The organism is Herbaspirillum sp. Her2 (assembly GCF_057961375.1).
Genome location: NZ_CM176331.1, coordinates 14,420 through 34,089, shown reverse-complemented (window position 1 = coordinate 34,089; position 19,670 = coordinate 14,420). Strand labels below are relative to the sequence as shown.

The 19,670-nt window shown below is 63.2% G+C and carries 18 protein-coding genes; 12 read left to right on the top strand and 6 right to left on the bottom strand.

The window, feature by feature from the left end:
- Window positions 1–227: 227 nt before the first annotated feature.
- The 3 genes from ACWHXP_RS00150 to ACWHXP_RS00140 all read right to left on the bottom strand — a co-directional run bounded on the left by ACWHXP_RS00150 (window position 228) and on the right by ACWHXP_RS00140 (window position 5,450).
- Window positions 228–1,928 carry a long-chain fatty acid--CoA ligase gene (locus ACWHXP_RS00150; protein ID WP_276841248.1) on the bottom strand — a complete coding sequence of 567 codons (1,701 nt, stop codon included), beginning with the start codon at window positions 1,926–1,928 and terminating at the stop codon, window positions 228–230.
- Window positions 1,929–2,181: 253 nt separating this feature from the next.
- A complete protein-coding gene (locus ACWHXP_RS00145) occupies window positions 2,182–3,339 on the bottom strand; it encodes an aminopeptidase (protein ID WP_489623765.1) in 1,158 nt (385 codons plus the stop codon).
- Between the two features lie 8 nt (window positions 3,340–3,347).
- A complete protein-coding gene (locus ACWHXP_RS00140; protein WP_489634746.1) occupies window positions 3,348–5,450 on the bottom strand; it encodes a molybdopterin-containing oxidoreductase family protein in 2,103 nt (700 codons plus the stop codon).
- A gap of 107 nt (window positions 5,451–5,557) precedes the next feature.
- Here ACWHXP_RS00140 and ACWHXP_RS00135 point away from each other — a divergent pair, with 107 nt between their 5' ends.
- Window positions 5,558–6,367: a helix-turn-helix domain-containing protein gene (locus tag ACWHXP_RS00135; protein WP_489634747.1), complete on the top strand. Its 810-nt coding sequence runs from the start codon at window positions 5,558–5,560 to the stop codon at window positions 6,365–6,367.
- Here ACWHXP_RS00135 and ACWHXP_RS00130 read toward each other — a convergent pair.
- Window positions 6,364–6,990: a LysE family translocator gene (locus tag ACWHXP_RS00130; RefSeq protein ID WP_489634748.1), complete on the bottom strand. Its 627-nt coding sequence runs from the start codon at window positions 6,988–6,990 to the stop codon at window positions 6,364–6,366. The two genes, ACWHXP_RS00135 and ACWHXP_RS00130, sit on opposite strands and share 4 nt — an antisense overlap.
- Before the next feature lie 154 nt (window positions 6,991–7,144).
- Here ACWHXP_RS00130 and ACWHXP_RS00125 point away from each other — a divergent pair, with 154 nt between their 5' ends.
- The 4 genes from ACWHXP_RS00125 (at window position 7,145) to ACWHXP_RS00110 (ending at window position 10,238) form a co-directional block, all read left to right on the top strand.
- Complete coding sequence (locus tag ACWHXP_RS00125) at window positions 7,145–8,338, top strand: M20 aminoacylase family protein (RefSeq protein ID WP_489634749.1); 1,194 nt, start codon at window positions 7,145–7,147, stop codon at window positions 8,336–8,338.
- Window positions 8,339–8,471: 133 nt separating this feature from the next.
- The gene (locus tag ACWHXP_RS00120) at window positions 8,472–8,822 is read left to right on the top strand and encodes a DUF1304 domain-containing protein (RefSeq protein ID WP_034333253.1); all 351 of its coding nucleotides are present in this window, start codon (window positions 8,472–8,474) and stop codon (window positions 8,820–8,822) included.
- A gap of 15 nt (window positions 8,823–8,837) precedes the next feature.
- On the top strand, window positions 8,838–9,356 hold the full coding sequence (locus tag ACWHXP_RS00115; protein WP_039786873.1) for a DUF695 domain-containing protein: 519 nt from the start codon (window positions 8,838–8,840) through the stop codon (window positions 9,354–9,356).
- A gap of 162 nt (window positions 9,357–9,518) precedes the next feature.
- Entirely contained in the window at window positions 9,519–10,238 is a 720-nt protein-coding gene (locus ACWHXP_RS00110) for a DUF4088 domain-containing protein (RefSeq protein ID WP_121043903.1), read from the top strand.
- 19 nt (window positions 10,239–10,257) lie between these two features.
- Here the strand turns inward: ACWHXP_RS00110 and ACWHXP_RS00105 are convergent, their stop codons facing one another.
- Entirely contained in the window at window positions 10,258–11,124 is an 867-nt protein-coding gene (locus ACWHXP_RS00105; RefSeq protein WP_489634750.1) for a DUF3047 domain-containing protein, read from the bottom strand.
- 148 nt (window positions 11,125–11,272) lie between these two features.
- Window positions 11,273–12,256, bottom strand: coding sequence for a LysR family transcriptional regulator (locus tag ACWHXP_RS00100; RefSeq protein WP_034333243.1), 984 nt, complete (start codon window positions 12,254–12,256; stop codon window positions 11,273–11,275).
- 242 nt (window positions 12,257–12,498) lie between these two features.
- On the opposite strand from ACWHXP_RS00100, the gene araD1 reads away from it, so the two are divergent.
- From araD1 to ACWHXP_RS00065, 7 genes are all read left to right on the top strand, one after another.
- Window positions 12,499–13,494, top strand: a complete 996-nt coding sequence (gene araD1 / locus ACWHXP_RS00095; RefSeq protein WP_489623771.1) for an AraD1 family protein — start codon at window positions 12,499–12,501, stop codon at window positions 13,492–13,494.
- A gap of 171 nt (window positions 13,495–13,665) precedes the next feature.
- Window positions 13,666–14,349, top strand: a complete 684-nt coding sequence (locus ACWHXP_RS00090; protein WP_121043909.1) for an amino acid ABC transporter permease — start codon at window positions 13,666–13,668, stop codon at window positions 14,347–14,349.
- A gap of 9 nt (window positions 14,350–14,358) precedes the next feature.
- Window positions 14,359–15,009: an amino acid ABC transporter permease gene (locus tag ACWHXP_RS00085; RefSeq protein WP_121043912.1), complete on the top strand. Its 651-nt coding sequence runs from the start codon at window positions 14,359–14,361 to the stop codon at window positions 15,007–15,009.
- Window positions 14,993–15,727: an amino acid ABC transporter ATP-binding protein gene (locus ACWHXP_RS00080; RefSeq protein ID WP_034333235.1), complete on the top strand. Its 735-nt coding sequence runs from the start codon at window positions 14,993–14,995 to the stop codon at window positions 15,725–15,727. Before ACWHXP_RS00085 ends, ACWHXP_RS00080 begins: the two co-directional genes overlap by 17 nt.
- A gap of 69 nt (window positions 15,728–15,796) precedes the next feature.
- Window positions 15,797–16,603, top strand: coding sequence for a transporter substrate-binding domain-containing protein (locus ACWHXP_RS00075; protein WP_039786863.1), 807 nt, complete (start codon window positions 15,797–15,799; stop codon window positions 16,601–16,603).
- Window positions 16,604–16,696: 93 nt separating this feature from the next.
- Window positions 16,697–18,232, top strand: coding sequence for a UxaA family hydrolase (locus tag ACWHXP_RS00070; RefSeq protein ID WP_134223313.1), 1,536 nt, complete (start codon window positions 16,697–16,699; stop codon window positions 18,230–18,232).
- A gap of 251 nt (window positions 18,233–18,483) precedes the next feature.
- Window positions 18,484–19,659: a fumarylacetoacetate hydrolase family protein gene (locus ACWHXP_RS00065; protein WP_489634751.1), complete on the top strand. Its 1,176-nt coding sequence runs from the start codon at window positions 18,484–18,486 to the stop codon at window positions 19,657–19,659.
- Window positions 19,660–19,670: the final 11 nt, after the last annotated feature.

Sequence of the window (19,670 nt, the reverse complement as noted above, 5' to 3'; positions counted from 1 at the left end):
CGGGCGACTGCATGAATTTTCGCCCCAAGGTGCGATACCCCTTCAGGCAAGGAGCCGGCCTGTCCCTCCCGAGAATCCGATCTGCCCAGGAAAATGACGACTCAACACCAGCCATCTCGTGTGAGCCCAAACTGAAAAGGCCTGAGTCCGGTGCAATACCGAACTCAGGCCTTGATGCAGAAACTGACTGACGTACGTAAGGAGATCAGATTACGGCAGCACTCGTTTCATGCTGCCTGTTTCTGCGGTGCCTTCGCAGGATCATCCCGCAACTCGCGGCGCAGGATCTTGCCCACGTTGGTCTTGGGCAGCTCATCGCGGAACTCGATGTACTTGGGCTTCTTGTAACCGGTGAACTGCTCCTTGCAGTAAGCCATCAGCTGCTCACTGGTCAGCGACTTGTCCTTGCGCACCACGAAGAGCTTGACCGCTTCGCCGGTATGTTCATCAGGCACGCCCACACAGGCGCACTCCAGCACCGCCGGATGCTGCGCCACCACGCCTTCGATTTCATTCGGATAAACGTTGAAGCCCGAGACCAGGATCATGTCCTTCTTGCGGTCCACGATCTTGGTGTAGCCCTGTGCATCCATCACACCGATGTCACCGGTCTTGAAGAAACCGTCCGGGGTCATGACCTTGGCCGTCTCATCCGGACGCTGCCAGTAGCCCGGCATCACCTGCGGACCACGAATGGCGATCTCGCCCGGCTGGCCCAGCGGCACAGGATGGCCATCGTCATCAAGGATGGCGATCTCGGTGGACGGCAGCGGCAGGCCGATGGTGCCGGTGTATTCATCGATGGTGCAGGGGTTCGCGCTGGCAATCGGAGAAGTTTCGGACAAACCGTAACCTTCGATGATGGGACAGCCGGTCAGCTTCTTCCACTTGTCCGCCACGCTCTTCTGTACCGCCATGCCGCCACCCACGCAGCAGCGATAGCCGGAGAAATCCAGCTTGGCAAAATCGGCATTGTTGAGCAGCGCGTTGTAGAGCGTGTTGACCGCGGGGAAGGTGTTGACCTTGTACTTGGCCAGCTCCTTGACGAAACCGGGAATGTCGCGCGGGTTCGGGATCAGCAGGTTCAGCGCGCCTTCACGCGTGCCCAGCAGGTTGCAGACGGTGAGCGCAAAGATGTGATACAGCGGCAGCGCGCAGACGAACACCAGCTGGTCGATGGGCTTGCCTGACTTCAGCGCCGGGGTCAGCCATTCTTCGGCCTGCAGCACGTTGGCGATCAGGTTGCGATGGGTCAGCACCGCCCCCTTGGCCACACCCGTGGTACCGCCGGTGTATTGCAGGAAGGCGACGTCATCGGGCGTCAGCGATACCTTCTGCAACGTCTTGCCCTCGCCCTGCGACAGCGCGCGGCTGAAGGAGATCGCATTGGGCAGCGACCAGGACGGCACCATCTTCTTGACGTGCCGCACCACCAGGTTGACGATGGCGCCCTTGAGGGTGCCAAGCAGCTCGCCCATGCTGGCCACCACGATGTGCTTGACCTGGGTATGCGCCACCACCTTCTGCAGCGTGCAGGCAAAATTCTCCAGCACGAAGATGGCTTCGGCACCGGAATCCTTCAACTGGTGTTCCAGCTCGCGGGCCGTGTAGAGCGGATTGACGTTGACCACCGTGTAGCCGGCACGCAGGATGGCGGCGATGGCGATCGGGTATTGCAGCACGTTGGGCATCATGATCGCCACGCGCGCGCCCTTCTGCAGGCCCAGGCCTTGCAGCCAGGCCCCCATGGCGCGCGACATGGCATCGAGCTCGCCATAACGGAGATACTTGCCCATGCAGACATAAGCGTTGCGATCGGCATGCTTGGCGAAAGCCTCTTCGATCATCTGCACCAGCGAACCGTAACGGCTGGGGTCGATGTCAGCGGGAACGCCTGCGGGATACGATGCAAGCCAGAATCTTTCCATAGTGTGTCCTCTGTCTCCGGTCATAACGTGCGCTGGGGCTGGGCGGTGATGCAAGGCCACCGCGTTGGCGCGCACAGCAAAAAAAGCACGAGTGTTTTTTTATTTATCGCAGATGCTATCCAGCATTCGACTGCGGGGCAAGCTTTTTGCGCCCCAAATTTGAGATTTTTTGCAAAAAGGTTGGCAACGGCTGCGATATCGCGGTCAGTCAGCGCGTATTGCACGGCTCGGCAAACCGGTATTGCATTGAAATTCATCCGGCATGATACGCCGGGTCGTTGCTCTTGGGCCGTTCCATGGTGCAGGCGGGAAACATTTCCGCCTCCGCCTTGCCCGTGGTCAAGGGCGCGTCTCCCAGCGCAGCATGGCGTGCGGCCTTGTCCATGCGTGCCAGTGCGCGCACCTTGTCATAAAAATCGGGGAAGCCGCTGCTGCGGGCAAACAACTGACGGAAGGCAGGGACCAGGTCGTGATACGCCCCCACCAGTGCGAGATGCGCATTGGACAGCGGCATCGCGAACCAGCGGTCATACCCGGCATAGCCATTCCAGCGGGTGACCTTGATCTGCGCATATTCAGCGCGCAGGGCATCGAAGATGGCCGCCTTGCGCTGGCGCTTGTCGGCATCGCTGGCGTCGCTGTCGTAGTTCTCCTTCAACCGGTCGCGGTACTTGTCCAGCAAGGCCAGGAACTCACGCTTGCGGGCGGCAAAACGCTGGTAGGCCTGGACCATCGCCGGATCGTGGCGCGCCGCCAGCCAGCGTTCCACACCCAGCTCTTCCACCGCTACCGCAAACCCTTCATTGAAGGACGTATCACCGGGCGCATACACGGTCTGGTGCGCCAGCTCATGGAAGATCAGTCGCGCCAGTTCGCCATCGGGATACTGGATGAAGGTGGAGATCACCGGATCATCGAACCAGCCCAGCGTGGAATACGCCGGTACACCGGCGACCTGCACATCATAACCTTCGGCCTTGAGCGTGTCGGCATAGGTCTGCGCATCGCTGAGGTGATAGTAGCCGCGATAGTCCACGCAGCCGGCAATGGGGAAACACCACTGCCGGGGCTTCAACGACAACTCGGGTGCGGCCACGACATTCCACAGCACGAAGGGCCGGTCCAGTTGTGCGTAACTGCGATAGCTGCCGTTATCGGGCAGATCGAGTTCGGTGACGGCATAGCGGCGGATCTCGCGCACCGTCTGCAGCTTGGCCTTGAGCGCGGGCGAGGTGGCCGGGTCATCGAGCCACTCCTCCAGCGGTTTTGCCTGCGCCAGCAGCGAGAACTGCCCGTGCGCGGCCTGGGCGTAATACGAGACCGCAGAACAAGCCGACAGCCCGCACAGCGACGCCAGCACCGCCAAGGTCAGCCCCCAGCGCACAGAGCGACGCAAGCCACGGCGCAGCATGAAAAACCTCAGGCGGCCACGACCGGCGGCTGCAGTTTTTCCACCTGCACCAGCACGTCATAGAAGGTGGGCGCATTGCCCATGTCGGTCAGGCGCTGGCTGGTGACTTCGTTGGCGTTCTTGCCATCGGCGGCAAATTTCTTCCACCAGATCGACAGGCCCACCACCAGCCCCACGCGCGCCTTGTCGGTCACGCGCACGCGTGCCTGCATGCTGCCGCGATCATTGAAGATGCGCACCGTATCTCCCTGCGCAATGCCGCGTGCAGCGGCGTCCTGCGGATGCATGTCGAGGTGCGGTTCGCCCTCCGTATCACGCAGGCTCTGTACATTGACGAAGGAAGAATTGAGGAAATTGCGTGCCGGCGGCGAGATCATCGCCAGCGGGTATTTCGCGCCCAGCTGCGGATTGCTGGCCACAGATTCATAGGGCGCGATATAGGCCGGCAAGGGATCGAGACCCGCGGCCTTCATCTGTTCGGAATAGAACTCGCACTTGCCCGAGGGCGTGGCAAACCCGCCATCGGCAAAGGGCGCGACCGGCACCGAAAGACGCTGCCAGCCCTTCTCCTTCAACTGTTGCCAGTCGTAGCCGGCGCTGCGCGGATCATCGCGCTTGAAGGCCACGGCGGCCAATTGATCGTCGCTGTCCTTGAAACAGTCTTCTTCAAATCCCATCGCGGCCGCCAGCAGGCGGAAGATCTCGGTATTGGGCTTGGCCTCGCCCAGCGGCGCAATGGCGGCATTGTTGGCCATCATGTAGACGTGGCCATACGACGCATGCACGTCGATGTGCTCCAGCTGGGTCGTCGCAGGCAGCAGGATATCGGCGTAGTCGGCGGTATCGGTCTGGAAATGTTCCAGCACCACCGTGAACAGATCTTCGCGCGCAAAGCCCTGCGCTACCTTGCCGGACTCCGGGGCCACCGCCACGGGGTTGGAGTTGTAGACGATCAGCGCTTCCACCCGGGGACCGAAGTCGGGCGAGGCCGGCCTCAACAGGTCATCGCCGATGGTGCTCATGTTGATGATGCGGCTAGGCTTGCCGTGACGCGCGGCCAGGTCGGGACGGCTCAAGGCGGCCGTGTCCTTGGGGAAGCTGTCCGATACCGACAGCTGGATGCCCCCGGAAGCATGACGCCAGGCGCCGACCAACGCTGGCAGGCAAGCCACGTTGCGCGCGGCCATGCCGCCGCCGCGCACGCGCTGCAGGCCGTAGTTGGCGCGGATGAAGGCACCCTCGCCGGCCAGCGCCACTCGGGCATATTCGCGCGCCAGGTTCTGCACTTCCTCCGCACTGATGCCGCACACTTCAGCGGTGCGGGCCGGCGTCCATTCGGCCACGCGCTCCTTGAGTTGCTCGAAGCCGAGCGTGTAGCGTGCGATGTAATCGTGGTCCAGCAAGTCTTCCGCGATCAGCACGTGCATCAGGCCCAGTGCCAGGGCTGCATCGGTACCGGGCAAGAGCGCGATGTGCTGGTGGCACTTCTCGGCGGTCAGCGAGCGATACGGATCGATGGCGATCAGGCGCGCTCCGTTGCGCTTGGCCGCTTGCACGCGGGTCCAGAAATGCAGGTTGGAGGCAATCGGATTGCCGCCCCAGATGATGATGAGCTTGGCGTGATCGACCTGTTCCAGATCGGTACCGATGCGCGCACCAATGGTGTAGCGATAGCCTGCGCCACCGGCGGAGGCACAGATGGTGCGGTCCAGCTGCGAGGCACCGAGACGATTGAAGAAACGGCCGGCCATCGATTCGCCCTGCACCTGACCCATGGTCCCGGCGTAGCTGTAGGGCAGGATGGCTTGCGGATCGCGCAAGGCGATCTGGCCCAGGCGCTGTGCGATGGTGGCGATGGCCTCGTCCCAGCTGATGCGCTCGAACTTGCCCTCGCCCTTCTTGCCCACGCGGCGCATGGGATGCAGCAGGCGGTCCTGATGATAGGTGCGCTCGGCATAGCGCGAGACCTTGGTGCAGAGCACGCCGGCCGTCGGCGGGTGCTCCGGATCGCCGCGCACTTCCGTGGCGACGCCGTCCTTGACGGTCACCAGCAGGGCGCAGGTATCAGGGCAATCATGGGGACAGGCGGCACGGACGATGGTGGTGGTCATGGCAGAGAAGAAAGCGGGGAAAGAAAACAGGGAAGCCCTCGGCGCACGCGAGGCAGGCAGCTACTTTATCTTAAAATGGCGCGTCACGACTCTTCCGTAGTGCCGCCATGTCTCCTTCACCGTACTTCTGGCGTCCTCCCGCCTTGCCCTTCTTCGAAGGCCGTCGCGCCACCGGCAGCCTGTCCTGCTATGCGCCGCATACGCATGACAGTTTTTCCATCGGCGTCGTCGATGGCGGCCACAGCGTCTTTACGCTGGCCGATCGCAGCGAGCCCATTTTCCCTGGCGACGTGATCCTCGTGCGGGCCGGAGATGTGCACAGCTGCAATCCGGCGGACCTGCAGCGCTGGAGCTATCGCATGTTCCATCTGGACAGCAACTGGCTGGCTACCTTGCTGGCGCAAACCCCGGCCACATGCGGGTTGCTCGCGGGCATGCCGTCGCAGGTGGTGCGCTCGCCGGAGGCACTGCAATGGCTGGACCGCATGACGCATACGCTGGAGCATGGCCATCCAGACCTGGAGCGCGAGGTAATACGTTGTCTGCAGCACGTGATGCGCGCGTGCGCCGATGCCTGCCCGCCCGGGCAGGCCAGCGATGCGCCCGAAGACGACGGCCTGCAACGTGCCCATGATTTCCTGCTGGCGCATTGCCGCGACCGCGTTTCGCTGGCGACCCTGGCGGAACTCGCCGGCACCAGCCGCTACCAGTTGATCCGCCAGTTCCGCCGCCGCTTCGGCCTGACCCCGCATGCCCTGCAGCTGGACATGAAGATCCGCCAGGCGCGCACCCTGCTGCAGCAGGGTGCCAGCACCGTCCATACCGCGCTCGATACCGGCTTTGCCGACCAGAGCCACTTCCATCGCGCCTTCAAATCGCGGGTGGCGGCCACACCGCTGCAATATCGCCGGGCCTAGCTGCGGCTGGCCACCAGTGCGGCGGCAGCGAGCATCAGCAGCAGGCCCGCGCCCCGCTCGATGAGCGGCAGCACGCGCGTGAGCGCCCGCATCACACGCTGCTGCGCGATGAAATACACCAGCCCGGCATCCCAGGCCAGCACGGCTCCAAACATCCAGACGCCGTAGAAGAGCTTGGTCGACGCGCCGGTTTGCGCCGATACGATAACGGTGAACAGGCCAAAGTAAAACACGCCATTCTTGGGATTGAGTGCGGCCGAAAGAAAACCTGTCCCCAGTACGGCCCATGGCGCGACCCTGGCGGCCGAAACGGGGGCAGCAGGCAAGACGGCCGGGTACCGCCCGGCGCGCCAGAAGACCCATCCCAACCAGGCCAGGTAGAGCGCTGCCAACCACTGCATGGCCGCCAGCAGCAGTGGTGCTCGCTGCAGGAGACTGAAGCCGCCGATGGCCAGCGCGATGTAAAGCCCGTTGGCCAGCGCAATCCCCAGGGCTGCAGCCAGCCCATAGCCCCGCCCATGGCGCAGGCTGCCCCGCAGCAGCAAGAGGAAATCCGGACCGGGACTGGCCAGCGCCAGCAGATGCGCGCCCGCCAGCAGGAAGAATTCGGAAGAAAGCATCATGTGTGTCGACGCCTGCCCGGCGCCCCTGTTAAAAATGCGCATGCTAGGCAGGCTCACGGCCGCTGTATTGAACGAAATTGCACAGGCGCTCCCGTGCCGCCAAGGCGCGGTAAGATAGGCACACTTGTTACCAACGCCATCGCACCAGACTCCCATGAAACTCATCGACCCCATCGTCCAGTTCCACGCCGACCTGCAGAAGATCCGCCGCGACATCCACGCCCATCCCGAGCTGTGTTACGAAGAAGTGCGCACCGCCGACGTGGTGGCGCAAAAGCTGACCGAGTGGGGGATTCCGGTCGTGCGCGGCCTGGGGGTGACGGGCGTGGTCGGCATCATCAAGAAGGGCGACAGCCCCCGCGCGATCGGCCTGCGCGCCGATATGGATGCGCTGCCCATGTCCGAAATCAATACCTTCGACCATGCCTCGCGCCATCCCGGCAAGATGCACGCCTGCGGCCATGACGGCCATACCGCCATGCTGCTGGGGGCGGCCCGTTACCTGGCGCAGCATGGCGACTTCGATGGCACCGTGTACGTGATCTTCCAGCCCGCAGAAGAAGGCGGCCGTGGCGCCGAGCGCATGATCCAGGATGGTTTGTTCGAGAAGTATCCAATGGATGCCGTCTTCGGCATGCACAACTGGCCCGGCATCCCGGCCGGTCACTTCGGCGTGACGCCGGGTCCGCAGATGGCCTCCAGCAACGAGTTCCACGTCACCGTCAAGGGCAAGGGTTCGCACGCCGCGCAGCCGCACAAGGCGGCCGATCCGGTGATGACCGCGGTCCACATCGCCCAGGCCTGGCAGAGCATCGTGGCGCGCAACGTCAATCCGAATGATCCGGCGGTGGTGTCGATCACCCAGATCCACACCGGCAGCGCCACCAACGTCATCCCCGACGAAGCCATGATGGTCGGCACCGTGCGCACCTTCAGCCTGCCGGTGCTGGACCTCATCGAGCGCCGCATGCAGGAGATCGCCGAGCACACCGCCGCCGCCTTCGATGCCACGGTCGACTTCCGCTTCAACCGCAACTATCCGCCGCTCATCAACCATCCCGAGGAAACCGCCTTCGCCGTTGAAGTGCTGACCGAACAGTTCGGTGCCGACCATGTGGATGCCAAGACCGAACCGACCATGGGCGCGGAAGACTTCGCCTTCATGCTGCAGCACAAGCCAGGCTGCTACGTGTTCCTCGGCAATGGCGATGGCGGCCACCGCGACCAGGGCCATGGCCTCGGTCCGTGCAACCTGCACAACCCCAGCTACGATTTCAACGACGACCTGCTGCCCGTCGGTGCCACTTACTGGGTGCGGCTGGCCGAGAAATTCCTGCAGGCGAAGTAAGCGCCGCAGCGGCGTGCAGGGCATTGGCGCGCGGGCGCATTTCAGGCATGATCGCCAAAGCCCGCCGCCCGGCGCACTCTGCAACGCGCTGCGAAGGTGCGGCAAGAACGTATAACGACAACAGGGAGAAACCGTGCACACGCTCGCCACCATCCTGGTCCTGCTGGTCGCCCTTGAACATGTCTGGATCCTGATCCTGGAAATGTTCCTGTGGACCAAGCCGCTGGGTCTGAAGACCTTCCGCCAGTCGCGCGAAGCCGCCGAAGCCACCCGCGTGCTGGCCGCCAACCAAGGTCTCTACAACGGTTTCCTCGCCGCCGGCCTGTTCTGGAGCCTGGCCACGGGCGACCATGCGGTGCAGATCTTCTTCGTGAGCTGCGTGCTGGTGGCCGGCATTTACGGTGGACTCACCGCCAAGCGCTCCATCCTCTACATCCAGGGTCTGCCCGCCCTGCTGGCGCTGCTGGCCCTGCTGGCCAGCTGATACGGCGAGACGATCATGAAGCGCGCCCTGCTCCTGACCCTGCTGCTCCTGCTGGCGCGCCACGGGCTGGCGCAGGATCCTGAGCCCGAGTGGTGGAACTACCAGGCCCAGCGCGGCGATCGCCTCACGGTGGTCAAACTGGACATGGGCTTGCGGCGCAGCTTCCCGCTGTCCGGGTTTCCGTATGTGGTGGTCACGCGGGTGAGTTATGCGCCGGGCACGCCCGATGGCTTGCCGGCGCTGGCCGAGCAGGACCGGCTGGAAGCCCTGTCCGATCAGATGGCTGCGGCCATCGGCAAGAAGACCCGCAGCATCTATGCCGGCACCGCGTTCAGCCAGGGCCAGCAGCAATCCTGGTTCTACGTGACCGATCCCAATGGACTCGAAGCAGTGGTGGCGGGGGTGCATGCCCAGCTCTGCCAGGGCTGCAAGACCAGCACCGCCATCCTGGCCGATCCCGCCTGGGCGCTATATCGCGACCAATTGTTGCCGGACGGGGAAACCCGGCAGCGCTATGGCTTGCGCAGTTATTGAGGTCCGCGCCGCAGGGGCGGCGTAAAGTTTGGCACGACAGCTGCCGATAACAAGTTTCCTGGCAGCATCAGCATTGACACCGCGTCATCACAACCAGTCCGGCATGCCGCATGGCCTTGTCGGCGCAACAACAACATCGGACACGGTCCGAGGGGAAGCCGCATGAAACAGATCAAACTCATCCTCAAGGACGATATCTACGACTCGCTGGAGCGGGATTATCACAACTTCGTGCGGCTCTCGACCAAGATCGATTCGGGTTTCGTCAAACCTTCCTTCGACAGCTACCTGCTGGCCAAGCTCTCCGAGAACACCAACTTCCTCACCGAAGAGGCGGTGCAGCACCTGATGCTCTCGGGCCAGTATGCGTGGGCGCGCCGGGCGATGGACAAGGAATTCCCGGACGTGGTGCAGATCCTGATCGAACAGGCGGCCAATTACGGGTTCTGGATTGCGGTGCGCCACGACTGGGGCACCGAGGAACTGGTCAATGCCTCGCGCGCCTGGGCCGGCGCCATCATCAAGCAGGCCAAGGGCGATGAAACGCAGATCGACGTGCTGGCCTCGCAGATCAAGGCGTCCGCCACGAATATCGCGGTAGTGCAGGAACGCCTGAAGACACCGGCCTCGCAACTGGCCCATGCCATGGTGCAGGAATTGCGCGAGACCCATATCGCCATCGAACATGCCTCGGGCATGGTGGCGCGGGAAAAGCTGGGAGCCCTGCGCACCCTGCTGAAACTCGGGCGCGCCTATGGAAATGTCTCGGAGAAGGCCGAGCAGGACATGATGGACAAGCTCAAGCGCGAAAAGCCCTGGCTCTTCGAGACCGGCCCCAAGGGTTTCTGGGGCCACGTTGCCGCCTGGTGGCGTGGGGTCTGAGCCCGCGGCACGTCAATCCTCAGGGAGCCGGCACCGCCTGCGCATCGCGCATCAGGCGGATGTCGCCATACCAGGCTTCCATCTTCTGCACGGTGTTGTCGGTATCGGTAAGCACGCCCACGCCGATCAGGCGGCCGGGCTTTTCACCGAAGGCACGCTCGTAGTCTTCCGCGACGTTGCGCTGGTAATTGCACCACTGCCCCACATGCTCCGCACCGCTTTCCACCGCCAGCATCTGGATGCGGCCGGTGCGGCCGTTGGCGATCACCGTACCGACCGGCACCTTGGGATCCCACACATACATCAGCGTGGCATAAGGCAGCTCATGCCCGGTCAGCAGCTTGGCCGTATCGAAGAGGATGGTATCCATCAGCGAGAGCTTGTCGTGGTCGCCATCGAAGGCCAGCACGATGCGCACCGGCGAATCATCGGTTTCCCGGTGGGTGAGATCGGCCGTGGGAATCAGACCGGCGGCTTTCCAGCTCCAGGTCAGCCAGGGCTTCTTGTTGATGTCGATGTCGACCGCATGGCGCAGGCCGGATGAGGCGCGGTCGGCAAAGGCGTGCAGCACGCTGCGGCCATTGTCCTGCACCAGACGGTATTCGGTAGGAATCTTCTTGCGGGTGAAGACCAGCGGCTCCCAACCGGTCGGCAAGCCTTCCGGCGGGTTGGCCGAGAACAGTGCCAGGGCCTGGTCCAGCTTGGCCTGTTTGGCTTGCCGGGCGGCCTCGTCGAGCGGTGCGGGCTTCTGTGCGGCGCAGCCTGCCAGCAGCAGGGCGCCGGTCACGCAGAGCGCGGCCAGCACGGCACGAGCGGCAGAGGCAGGAGGGGAAACAGGACCGAGAGCAGCAAGGCGCGTGCGCGCACGCGTAAGACGCAAATTCATGAAGGCCAACCGGAGAAAGCGGATTCTGAGGGAAAGTCTGCGGCCACCCCGACCGCAGACGAACACTAACAGGAAAATCACGCCTGACGGCATCCGGAAAAACCCTAGCCTGTAAAAAAAACGTCAGGAACGCAACGCGGCGGTTGGCTCAATTTTGCTGCCGCAGGATCTGGATGAACATCTTGGCCAGCGACGACAAGGTACTGTTCTTGCGCGTGACGATGCCGTAATGCTCGATGCGGGTCTTGAGGTTCACCGGCAGGATCCCCAGCATCTGGCGCGCAGCAAAGAAATGCGCGATGTCCAGCGGCATCACCGCCACCATGTTCGATTGCGCCAGCAGGGTGATGGTGACGAAGGGCGAGGCGGTCTCGATCACGTTGCCCGGCACCTTCACGCCTTCCAGCTTGAACTCGTGCTCGATCCAGATGCGCATGGGCATGTTGCTCGAATAGAGAATCCACGAGGCATCGGCCAGCTCCTGCAGGCGCACCTTCTGCGCCGTGGCCAGCGGATGGTCGATGCCGCTGACGATGCACATGGGCTCGCCACGCAGCATTTCGTAATGGTAGAGGTTGGGCTGCGAGCTGACCGAGGAACGGCCGATCATCAGGTCGATGCGGCCCTGGTCCAGCAGCAGCAGCTGGCGGGCACTGGTGTCTTCGCTGATCTCGATGGAGACGTCCGGCTGGATCTCGCGCAGGCGCGACAGCGCACGCGTGACGAAGGGCGCCGCCCCCATGATGGTGCCGATGGACAAGCGGCCGCCGCGGCCGCTGATCATGTTCTGCAATTCTTCGCGCAGGTTGGCGACATCGCTCTGGATCAGGCGCGCATAGCGGATCACGCAGCGGCCCAGCTCGGTGGCCTCGATGCCGCGCGGTGAGCGGTCGAACAGCGTCACGCCCAGCGCATCTTCCATTTCATGCAAGGCCTTGGTGGCGGCCGGCTGGGTCATGTGCATCACTTCGGCTGCCTTGTGCAGGGAGCCCTGCTCGTCGAGCGCCGTCAGCAGCGCGACCTGGCGAAAGCGCAGGCGGCTGACGATGGAACCGACCGAAGGCAGTGCATCGCCTGCCGCGCCCTCCTCGCCGAGTCGGTTATCACCCGATGAATTAAGCTCATTAGACATCCTTGGTTCAGCCTCTTATAGTCGTCCCGGAAAAAACACAATGCTAGCGCATCTGCCCCCTGCCCACGGCGATGCGTGAAAAAAGCTCAGGAGACGACGGGCAGATTGATCCACAGGTGGCTTCGCCTGGCGGCAGTTTCCTGCCGCGTGCGAATCGCAGCCCCTGTTCTGCACATCGCTCCCCTGGACCCTGACCGCCCCTGACCGGCGGCCATATGGATGACGACGGCAAAGGAGACCTGGTGAGGCTGATTCAATATCGCGATCTGCATGGCCAACGCCGCGTCGGCATCGTCAATGGCGCCAGCATCCAGGTGCTGGGCGAGGTCGACACCATGCGCGAACTCGGCTTGCTGGCCATCGAACGCCATACCGGGCTGGAACGCCTGGCCCAGTTGCTCAATACCGACCGCTCCGAAGACTATGCCGCGATCCTGGCCGAGGGCCGCATCCTGGCCCCGCTGGACCATCCCGACCCGGCCCACTGCCGCGTCTCCGGTGCCGGTACCACGCACCTGGGCAGCGCCACCACGCGCGACAAGATGCATCGCCGCATCGAAGGCGATGAGCTCGACAAGACCGATACGCAACTGATGATCGAATGGGGCATCGCCGGCGGCCGCCCCGCGCCGGGCACCGTGGGCGTGCAGCCCGAATGGTTCTACAAGGGCGATGGCCATTGCATCGTCGCGCCCGGCCAGCCCTTGCCGCGTCCCGACTTTGCCCTCGATGGCGGCGAAGAACCGGAGATCGTCGGGCTCTACCTGATCGATGACGCAGGCTGTCCGCGCCGCCTCGGCTTTGCCATCGGCAACGAGTTTTCGGATCACGTGATGGAGCGCAGCAATTACCTGTATCAAGGCCACTCCAAGCTGCGCCACTGCGCTTTCGGTCCGGAGCTGCTGGTGGGCCTGCCCCCGGCGCACCTGGTCGGCATGACACGCATCCGTCGCCGTGGCCGCGTGATCTGGGAACAGGAATTCCTGACCGGCCCGGACAACATGTGCCACTCCATCGAGAACCTCGAATACCACACCTTCAAGTACGCGCACCTGCTGCATGCGGGCGACGTGCATGCGCACTTCATGGGCGCGGCCAACCTGTCGTTCGCCTACAGCGTGCGCACCGAGGATGGTGACAGCATCGAGATCAGCATTCCCGATTTCGGCGCACCGCTGGTCAATGGCATCCAGCACGTGCAATCGAACTTGCGACCGGGTGGCGTCAGGCAGCTGTAGCCGCGCCGCCCGGACCCAGGCGCGCCGCAAGGCGCAGCAGTACCGGCAATCATGCCAAGGCCCCGACCTCAAGGTCACCCAACAAGAGGCCGCCCCCAGGAAAATCAAAAAGGAGACCACCCTCATGCTGCTGTATCCCCCTTCCCCTGACGCTGCACGGACGGAGCGTCGATGAATTACACCTTCGATTTCATGAGCGTGTTCGCCAACTGGGATCGCCTCTTGATGGGTGCCTGGCTGACGATACAGCTCTCGGCCCTGTCCATCGCACTGGGCTTCGTGGTCGGCACGCTCGGTGCGATTGCCGGCAAGAGCCGGCTGGCGCTGGTGCGCGGCCTGGTACAGGCGTATGTCGAGATCATCCGCAATACGCCGCTGCTGGTGCAGGTGTTCCTGGTGTTCTTCGGCCTGGCCAGCATCGGCTGGAAGCTCACCGCCGAGACCGCTGCCGTCATTGCGCTCACCGTCAACGTCGGCGCCTACACCACCGAGATCATGCGCGCCGGCATCAACTCCATTCATCCGGGCCAGATCGAGGCGGCTGAATGCCTGGGCATGTCGCGCTTTCACGTGTACTGGCACGTGGTGTTGCTGCCGGCGGTGGAGCGCGTCTATCCCTCGCTGACCAGCCAGTTCATCCTGCTGATGCTGGCTTCCAGCATCACCTCGCAGATCTCGGCCGAAGAGCTGACCGCCACCGCCAACCTGGTGCAGTCGGAAACCTTCCGCAGCTTCGAGGTGTATGCGGTCATCGCGGTGGCGTATCTCGCCCTGTCCTTCCTGTTCCGTGGCGCATTCTGGGCAATCAGCCAGATGGCCTTCGTGCGCAAGCGCAAGCTTGGCACCAACCTGTAAGGAGGCGCGATGAACGCATTCAGTTTCCTGCACGTGGAATACCTGCTGCAAGCCGCCGTCTGGACCGTGGTGCTGTCGCTGGTGGCCTTCGTCTTCGGTGGCGTGGCCGGCTTCGTGATCGCCCTGTGGCGGGTCTCGCCCAATGCCCTGCTGCGGGGGATCGCCAGTACCTACATCCAGGTGGTGCAGGGCATCCCGCTGCTGGTGATCCTGTTCGTGGCCTACTTCGGGCTCGCCATCGCCGGCTTCAAGCTCACCCCGCTGGTGGCGGCCGGGATTTCCTTTGCGATCTACTGCGCTGCCTTCCTCGGCGAGATCTGGCGCGGCTGCATCCAGGCGGTCCCCAAGACCCAGTGGGAAGCCTCGGAATGCCTGGGCTTCAACCGCTTCGAGCAGCTCACCAAGGTGATCCTGCCGCAGGCGGTCAAGATCGCCACGCCACCCACCGTGGGCTTCATGGTGCAGATCGTCAAGAACACCTCGCTGGCCTCGGTGATCGGCTTCGTCGATCTCTCGCGCGCCGGCCAGATCATCAACAACTCGACCTTCCAGCCGTTCACCGTGTTCGGCTGCGTCGCACTCATCTATTTTTGCCTGTGCTTCCCGCTGTCGGCGCTGTCCAAGCACTTTGAAAGGAAATTGAATGTCAGCCATCGTTAAGATCAATGATCTGCACAAGAGCTTCGGCAGCAACAAGGTATTGAACGGTGTTTCGCTGGATGTGCAGAAGGGCCAGATGGTGGCCATCATCGGCAAGAGCGGTTCGGGCAAGAGCACGCTGCTGCGCTGCCTGAACGGTCTGGAGAAAGTGGATGGCGGCAACATCCATGTATGCGGACATGATATCCATCATCCGGACAAGCTGAACCTGCGCGAATTGCGCAAGCAGGTCGGCATCGTCTTCCAGAGCTACAACCTGTTCCCGCACCTGACCGTGGAGCGCAACATCACGCTGGCGCTGACCACCATCAAGAAGATGTCCACCGAGGAAGCGAAGAAGATCGCCCACAAGGTTCTGCAGCTGGTGGGCCTGGAAAACAAGAAGGAAGCCTACCCCGAGCAGCTCTCGGGCGGCCAGGCGCAGCGCGTGGCGATCGCCCGCTCGCTGGCCATGGCGCCGGAACTGATGCTGTTCGATGAAGTGACCTCGGCGCTGGATCCGGAACTGACCGCCGAAGTGCTGAAGGTCATGGAAGACCTGGCCCGTGGCGGCATGACCATGGTACTGGTCACGCACGAGATGGCCTTTGCCCGCAAGCTGGCCGATGTACTGGTGTTCATGCACCAGGGCCAGGTGTGGGAGATCGGTCCGCCCGACGAACTCTTCAGCAATCCGAAAACCGCCGAGTTGCAGAAGTTCGTATCAAGCGATCTGTAAAAGATCGCCTATCCATCTTGTATGGATTTTGTTTTCAGCAGCATCCCTACAATCACCCAGGAGACATCAATGAAAAAACTGTTCAACTTCACCAGGAAGGCCGCCGCCGTCGTGCTGGGCCTGGCTTGTTTTGCCCAGGCCGCACATGCCGATGCCCTGGCCGACATCAAGGCGCGCAAGAAGGTGCTGATCGCCATCGACCTCGGCGCGCCGCCTTTCGGCATGACCAACGCCAAGCTGGAGCCGCAGGGCTCGGATGTGGAAACCGCGCGCCTGCTGGCCAAGGACATGGGTGTGGAACTGGAGATCGTGCAGGTCACCGGCCCCAATCGCATTCCCTTCCTGATGACCGGCAAGGCCGACATGGTGATCTCGTCCTTCTCGATCACGCCGGAACGCCAGAAGGTGGTGGCCTTCACCCAGCCCTACGGTGCCTCGCAGTTCGTGGTGGCCGCACCCAAGGGCGAGAACATCAAGGGCCTCAATGATCTGGTCGGCAAGCGCGTGGCGGTGGTTCGCGGCAACATGCAGGATTCGCTGCTGACCCCGCTGGCCCCCAAGGGAACCAACATCGTGCGTTTCGATGACGATGCCACCGTGACCGCGGCCATTATCTCGGGCCAGGTCGATGCACTGTGCACGCCCAATTCGCTGGCCTCGGCCATTGCCAAGCAGAATCCGTCCAAGAACCTGGAAACCAAGTTCGCCATCAAGGACATTCCCTATGCCATCGGCCTGCGCAAGGGCGAGCCGGCACTGGAAAAGTGGCTCAACGAATGGATCACCGCCAACCTCAAGAATGGCAAGCTGCCCGGCATCTACCAGCAATGGGTAGGCAGCCCCATGCCTGACCTGGCGCAGTTCGCGCCCAAGTAAGACCGTCGTTTCCGGCATGCCGCGCCAGCCAGCGCGGCATGCGCCCGCCGCCTGCGCGGCCAGCCTGCAGCATCCACGTTCTCCGAGACCAACATGAAAGCCAACTCTCCCGTCATCCGCCTGAACCCGGTCGATGATGTCGTCATCGCCCGCCAGCAGCTCATCTCCGGCACCGTGCTGCAGGACGAAGGCGGCCTCAAAGTCCAGGGCCTCATTCCCGCCGGCCACAAGATGGCGACCCGCGCCATCTCTGCGGGCGAGCCGGTCAAGCGCTATGGCCAGATCATCGGCACGGCCAGCCAGGACATCGCGCCCGGCCAGCACGTGCACACGCACAACCTGGCCATGGCCGAGTTCTCGCGTGAACACCATTTCGGCGCGGACGTGAAGCCGGTCGATTTCGTCGCCGAGCCCGCCACCTTCATGGGCATCGTGCGCCCCGATGGCCGCGTGGCCACGCGCAACTACATCGGCGTACTGACCTCGGTGAACTGCTCGGCCACCGCGGCACGCGCCATCGCCGATTACTTCCGCCGCGACATCCATCCCGAAGTGCTGGCCGACTATCCCAACATCGATGGCGTGGTGGCCCTGACCCACGGCCAGGGTTGCGCCACGGATTCGCAGGGCGAGCCGCTGCAGATCCTGCGCCGCACGCTGGCGGGTTACGCCACCCATCCCAACTTCGCTGCGGTGCTGGTGGTGGGCCTGGGCTGCGAGACCAACCAGATCTCGGGCCTGATGGAAAGCCACAACCTGAAGGAAGGCGAATACTTCCACACCTTCACCATCCAGGGCACCGGCGGCACCGCCAAGACCGTGGCGCTGGGGATCGAGAAGATCAAGAAGATGCTGCCCAAGGCCAATGACATCAAGCGCGAGCCGGTGTCGGCCAAGCACCTGACGCTGGGCCTGCAGTGCGGTGGTTCGGATGGCTATTCGGGCATCACGGCCAATCCGGCGCTGGGTGCGGCAGTGGACTTGCTGGTGCGGCATGGCGGCACGGCCATTCTTTCCGAAACGCCGGAAATCTATGGCGCCGAACACCTGCTCACCCGCCGCGCGGTATCGCCGGAAGTCGGTGAGAAGCTGCTGGCCCGCATCGCCTGGTGGGAGGAGTATTGCGCCAAGAACGATGCCGAGATGAACAACAATCCTTCAGCGGGCAACAAGGCCGGTGGCTTGACCACCATCCTCGAGAAGTCGCTGGGCGCGGTCGCCAAGGGCGGCACCACCAACCTGGTGGATGTCTACAAGTATGCGGAGACGGTCACCGCACGCGGCTTCGTCTTCATGGATACGCCGGGCTACGACCCGATCTCGGCCACCGGCCAGGTCGCCGGAGGGGCCAACATGATCTGCTTCACCACGGGCCGCGGTTCGGCCTATGGCTGCGCACCGGCACCGTCGCTCAAGCTGGCCACCAACACTGCGCTGTGGCAACGCCAGGAAGAAGATATGGACATCAACTGCGGCGAGATTGCCGACAGCAATGTCACTCCGCAGGAGGTCGGTGAACGCTTCTTCCAGATGATCCTCGATACGGCATCGGGCAAGAAGACCAAGAGCGAGCTGCATGGCTACGGACAGGATGAATTCGTGCCCTGGCACATCGGTGTCTATACCTGATGCTGATGCAGATCGTGAAGGCCCGGCTGCGGCCGGGCTAGTGTTATCCCGCAGTGAATCATGGTGATCCGTATTACGCCGGCCCGGGTCGCGTAATACGGACTGCCGGCCAAGCATCCTTGCCTTCGGGCATCCACGGGGAAGAGGATGTTTCGCCCGCAGTGAGTCTTCCCCCTTGCAGAACACGACATCGTGGCGACGCCCGCTTCCCGAGTCATCCGGGTCCGCCTCCAACATAAGGAATCAAGAACATGGCACACACTTATTCGCTTCAGGCCCACCTGCCTGAAGACCACGCGCAGGCCACGCTGATCGGCCGCCTCTGGCAACCGGGCGTGGGCCCGGTGCTGGTGCGGATCGACGCCGACGGTGCGTATGACCTCACGCTCATCGCCGCCACCTCCAGCGAATTGCTGGAACTCGACAACCCGGCCGCCGCCGTGCGCGCCGCCACCAACATGACCCGCATCGCGACCTTGCAGGAGTTGCTCGACAATGCCGACGCCGCCCATCGTGATACCTCGCGCCCCTGGCTGCTGGCCCCCATCGATCTGCAGGCCGTCAAGGCCAGCGGCGTGACCTTCGTGGCCAGCATGCTGGAGCGCGTGATCGAGGAACAGGCGCGCGGTGACGCCGGCAAGGCGGAATCGGTGCGCAAGGCGATCACGGCGGTGATCGGCGACAACCTCTCCAGCGTGGTGCCGGGCTCACCGGAAGCTGCGCGCCTGAAGGAAGTGCTGCTGGAGCAAGGCGTGTGGTCGCAATACCTGGAAGTGGGCATCGGCCCGGATGCGGAAATCTTCACCAAGGCACAGCCGATGTCGTCGGTGGGCCTGGGCGATGAAGTCGGCATTCACCCCAAGTCGGCCTGGAACAATCCCGAGCCGGAAATCGTGCTGGCCATCAACAGCCATGGCAAGGTGGTGGGAGCGACCCTGGGCAATGATGTGAACCTGCGCGACTTCGAAGGCCGCAGTGCCCTGCTGCTGGGCAAGGCCAAGGACAACAATGCTTCCTGCGCAGTCGGGCCTTTCATTCGCCTGTTCGATGCAAACTTTTCAATTGACGATGTGCGTCGCGCCGAACTTACAATGCGGGTCGATGGTACGGAAGGCTTCACGCTCAAGGGCAGCAGCTCGATGTCCATGATCAGCCGCGATCCGCTGCAGCTGGTGGAGCATGCGATCGGTCCCAATCACCAGTATCCGGATGGACTGGTACTGTTCCTGGGGACCATGTTCGCACCGACCCAGGACCGTTTTGGTCCCGGCCAGGGCTTCACCCACCAGGTCGCCGACATCGTGACGATCTCCACCCCCAAGCTGGGTGCGCTGGTGAACACCGTGAACTTCAGCGACCAGACCGCACCGTGGACTTTCGGGCTCACCGCGCTGTACAAGAATCTCGCCAATCGCAAACTCGTTTAATCGCAAAGGAA

Coding starts and splice junctions, on each gene's coding strand:
- ACWHXP_RS00150 (WP_276841248.1), bottom strand. CDS start 1,928: ATGGAAAGATTCTGGCTTGCATCGTATCCCGCAGGCGTTCCCGCTGAC.
- ACWHXP_RS00145 (WP_489623765.1), bottom strand. CDS start 3,339: ATGCTGCGCCGTGGCTTGCGTCGCTCTGTGCGCTGGGGGCTGACCTTG.
- ACWHXP_RS00140 (WP_489634746.1), bottom strand. CDS start 5,450: ATGACCACCACCATCGTCCGTGCCGCCTGTCCCCATGATTGCCCTGAT.
- ACWHXP_RS00135 (WP_489634747.1), top strand. CDS start 5,558: ATGTCTCCTTCACCGTACTTCTGGCGTCCTCCCGCCTTGCCCTTCTTC.
- ACWHXP_RS00130 (WP_489634748.1), bottom strand. CDS start 6,990: ATGATGCTTTCTTCCGAATTCTTCCTGCTGGCGGGCGCGCATCTGCTG.
- ACWHXP_RS00125 (WP_489634749.1), top strand. CDS start 7,145: ATGAAACTCATCGACCCCATCGTCCAGTTCCACGCCGACCTGCAGAAG.
- ACWHXP_RS00115 (WP_039786873.1), top strand. CDS start 8,838: ATGAAGCGCGCCCTGCTCCTGACCCTGCTGCTCCTGCTGGCGCGCCAC.
- ACWHXP_RS00110 (WP_121043903.1), top strand. CDS start 9,519: ATGAAACAGATCAAACTCATCCTCAAGGACGATATCTACGACTCGCTG.
- ACWHXP_RS00105 (WP_489634750.1), bottom strand. CDS start 11,124: ATGAATTTGCGTCTTACGCGTGCGCGCACGCGCCTTGCTGCTCTCGGT.
- ACWHXP_RS00100 (WP_034333243.1), bottom strand. CDS start 12,256: ATGTCTAATGAGCTTAATTCATCGGGTGATAACCGACTCGGCGAGGAG.
- ACWHXP_RS00090 (WP_121043909.1), top strand. CDS start 13,666: ATGAATTACACCTTCGATTTCATGAGCGTGTTCGCCAACTGGGATCGC.
- ACWHXP_RS00085 (WP_121043912.1), top strand. CDS start 14,359: ATGAACGCATTCAGTTTCCTGCACGTGGAATACCTGCTGCAAGCCGCC.
- ACWHXP_RS00080 (WP_034333235.1), top strand. CDS start 14,993: ATGTCAGCCATCGTTAAGATCAATGATCTGCACAAGAGCTTCGGCAGC.
- ACWHXP_RS00075 (WP_039786863.1), top strand. CDS start 15,797: ATGAAAAAACTGTTCAACTTCACCAGGAAGGCCGCCGCCGTCGTGCTG.
- ACWHXP_RS00070 (WP_134223313.1), top strand. CDS start 16,697: ATGAAAGCCAACTCTCCCGTCATCCGCCTGAACCCGGTCGATGATGTC.
- ACWHXP_RS00065 (WP_489634751.1), top strand. CDS start 18,484: ATGGCACACACTTATTCGCTTCAGGCCCACCTGCCTGAAGACCACGCG.